This is a genomic window from Streptomyces oceani, assembly GCF_001751245.1.
GTDB classification, from domain to species: Bacteria; Actinomycetota; Actinomycetes; order Streptomycetales; family Streptomycetaceae; genus Streptomyces; species Streptomyces oceani.
In genome coordinates, this window is record NZ_LJGU01000020.1 from 1 (window position 1) to 247 (window position 247).

1 protein-coding gene is annotated in these 247 nt (G+C 65.6%); it reads left to right on the plus strand.

From position 1 onward, the window contains the following. The coding region (locus AN216_RS00095) for an acyltransferase domain-containing protein (RefSeq protein WP_139140797.1) at window positions 1-247 on the plus strand (247 nt) is incomplete at both ends.

Below are 247 nucleotides of genomic sequence, written 5' to 3' on the forward strand. Positions count from 1 at the left end.
AGGAGTTGTTGGTGGAGTGTGGGGTGGTGGGTGTGTCGGTGGCGGCGGTGAATGGGCCGGAGTCGACGGTGGTGTCGGGTTCGGTGGTGGGGTTGGTGGGGTTGGTGGAGGTGTGTGAGGGGCGTGGTGTGTGGGTGCGGTGGGTGGAGGTGGATTACGCCTCGCATTCGGTGCAGGTGGAGGAGATTGAGGAGGAGTTGCGGGAGGCGTTGGTGGGGTTGGAGCCGAAGGAGCCGGAGGTGCCGTT